Source organism: Mesorhizobium sp. M7A.F.Ca.ET.027.03.2.1, assembly GCF_003999175.1.
Lineage (GTDB): Bacteria > Pseudomonadota > Alphaproteobacteria > Rhizobiales > Rhizobiaceae > Mesorhizobium.
In genome coordinates, this window is record NZ_RZOM01000765.1 from 1 (window position 1) to 3,037 (window position 3,037).

Genomic DNA, 3,037 nt, shown 5'->3' on the forward strand with positions numbered 1-3,037 from the left:
ACTTCCGCCCGCATCGGCTGGGCAAGAAGATCGCCGCCGGCGCGCAATTCGTGCAGAGCCAGTATTGCTTCGACGTACCGATGTTCCGCAGCTACATGCAAAAGGTGCGCGACCTCGGCTACACCGAAAAGTGCTTCATCCTGGTTGGCGTCGGGCCGCTGGCCTCGGCCAAAACGGCCAAGTGGATCCGCTCGAACGTGCCGGGCATCCATATTCCCGATTCTGTCATCAAGCGGCTGGAAGGCGCCCAGGACCAGAAAAAGGAAGGCAAGCAGCTCTGCATCGACATCATCAACGAGGTGAAGGAAATATCAGGCGTTTCCGGCGTTCACGTGATGGCCTACCGGCAGGAGGAATATGTCGCCGAGATCGTCGATGAATCGGGCGTGCTGAAGGGCCGCCAGCCATGGAAACGTGAGATCCGCCGCGACGATCAGCTTGTCGCCGACCGGCTCGACAGCATCTTGCACGACGACATTACCGAAACGCAGGTGGACATGGTGAAGACCGCGCATTGACGGCGCGGACGGCCACCCATTCGCTTGAACGAAACCAGATAACGATATAAAGAAATCTTTATATCACGGCGGAGAGAATTCCATGACCCGTACCATCGTCGCCTCGGCGACACGAGAAATCATCATCGGCTTCGACCAGCCGTTCTGCGTGATCGGTGAACGCATCAACCCGACCGGGCGCAAGAAGCTGGCCGCCGAGATGATCGCGGGCAATTTCGACACCGTCATCCGGGACGCATTGGAGCAGGCAGCCTGCGGCGCCACCATGCTCGACGTCAACGCGGGCGTTACATCTGTCAACCCGAACGAGACCGAACCCGGCCTTTTGGTGCAGACGCTGGAGATCGTGCAGGGGCTGGTCGACCTGCCGCTGTCGATCGACAGTTCCGTCACCGCCGCGATCGAAGCCGCACTCAAGGTTGCCAAGGGCCGTCCGCTGGTCAACTCCGTCACCGGTGAGGAAGAAAAGCTCGAAGCCATCCTGCCGCTGGTCAAGAAGTACAACGTGCCGGTCGTCGCCATCTCCAACGACGAGACCGGCATTTCAATGGATCCGGACGTGCGTTTCGCCGTCGCCAAGAAGATCGTCGAGCGCTGCGCCGATTTCGGCATTCCAGCGCATGACGTCGTCGTCGACCCGCTGGTGATGCCGATCGGCGCGCTGGGCGATGCCGGCCGCCAGGTCTTCGCGCTGCTGCGCCGCCTGCGTGAAGAGCTCAAGGTCAACACCACCTGCGGGCTGTCCAACATCTCGTTCGGCCTGCCGCATCGCCACGGCATCAACGCCGCCTTCATCCCGATGGTGATCGGCGCCGGCATGACCTCAGCGATCATGAACCCGGTGCGTCCGCAGGAAATGGAAGCCGTGCGCGGCGCCAATGTGCTGAACGGCACCGACGAGAACTGCACCAACTGGATCCGCACCTACAAGGATTACAAGCCGGCCGAAGGCGGCCAGGCCGTTGCCGCCCCGACGCAGGTCAATGCGCCGGGCGACGGCGCCGGCAATGGCGGCCGCCGCCGTGGCGGCCGTGAGGCCCGGATGGGCCGAGGATAAGCGCGCAATCGTGAATTCACCTGCAAACATCACCGACCCGCTCGTGCTGTTCATGCCGTCCGGCAAGCGCGGGCGTTTTCCTGTCGGCACGCCCGTGCTAGACGCCGCGCGCCAGCTAGGCGTCTATGTCGAAAGCGTCTGCGGCGGACGCGCCACCTGCGGACGCTGCCAGATCGAAGTGCAGGAAGGCAATTTCGCCAAGCACAAGATCACCTCCTCCAACGACCACATCACGCCCAAGGGCGCCAAGGAAGAGCGCTATGAGCGCGTCCGTGGCCTGCCCGAACGGCGCCGCCTCTCCTGCTCGGCGCAGATTCTCGGCGACCTCGTCATCGACGTGCCGCAGGACACCGTCATCAACGCGCAGACCATCCGCAAGGATGCCGACACCAGGGTGATCGCCCGCGATTCAGCGATCCGCATGTGCTATGTCGAGATCGAAGAACCCGACATGCACAAGCCGCTTGGCGATCTCGACCGGCTGAAGATTGCGCTGATGCACGACTGGGGCCTGAAAAGCCTCGATTTCGATTTTCATCTGCTGCCGCAGGTGCAAGGCATCCTGCGCAAGGGCAACTGGACCGCGACCGCCGCCATCTACAAGGATACCGATTCGGAGACAGCGCGCGTCGTGGCGCTGTGGCCCGGCCTCAAGAACGAAGCCTATGGGCTGGCTTGCGACATCGGCTCGACCACCATCGCCATGCATCTGGTGTCGCTGCTGTCGGGCCGCGTCGCCGCCTCGTCCGGCACGTCGAACCCGCAGATCCGCTTCGGCGAGGATCTGATGAGCCGCGTCTCCTATGTGATGATGAATCCTGACGGCCGCGAAGGCATGACGGTCGCCGTGCGTGAGGCAATCTCCGGGCTGGTCGACAAGGTCTGCGCCGAAGGCAATGTCCAGCGCAACGATATCCTGGACAGCGTCTTCGTCGGCAATCCGATCATGCACCATCTGTTCCTCGGCATCGATCCGACCGAGCTTGGCGGCGCGCCCTTTGCACTGGCCGTTTCGGGCGCTGTGCACATCAAGGCATCCGACATCGGCCTGAAGCTCAACCAGGGCGCCAGGCTCTACATGCTGCCTTGCATCGCCGGCCATGTCGGAGCGGACGCGGCGGCGGTGACGCTGTCGGAAGGCCCGCATCGCCAGGACGAGATGATGCTGATCGTCGATGTCGGCACCAATGCCGAGATCGTGCTCGGCAATCGCCAGCGTGTGGTTGCGGCCTCCTCGCCCACCGGCCCTGCCTTCGAGGGTGCCGAAATCTCCGGCGGCCAGCGCGCAGCACCGGGCGCCATCGAGCGCGTGCGCATCGATCCCGACACGCTGGAACCAAAATACCGCGTCATCGGCTCTGAACTGTGGTCCGACGAGCCGGGCTTCCTGGAGAGCGTGCAGGCGACCGGCGTCACCGGCATATGCGGCTCCGGCATCATCGAAGTGGTGGCGGAGATGTAT

The 3,037-nt window shown here is 63.3% G+C and carries 3 protein-coding genes; all 3 read left to right on the forward strand.

Annotation, left to right across the window (positions count from 1 at the left end; translation table 11 throughout):
• Window positions 1-518: methylenetetrahydrofolate reductase (locus tag EN750_RS26415; protein ID WP_145967924.1), on the forward strand; the 518-nt coding region annotated here is incomplete at its 5' end.
• Between the two features lie 82 nt (window positions 519-600).
• Entirely contained in the window at window positions 601-1,575 is a 975-nt protein-coding gene (locus tag EN750_RS26420; protein WP_127271735.1) for a methyltetrahydrofolate cobalamin methyltransferase, read from the forward strand.
• Window positions 1,526-3,037, forward strand: a 1,512-nt coding sequence (locus EN750_RS26425) for an ASKHA domain-containing protein (RefSeq protein WP_127398355.1), incomplete at its 3' end; no start/stop codon positions are given. The genes EN750_RS26420 and EN750_RS26425, both read left to right, overlap by 50 nt.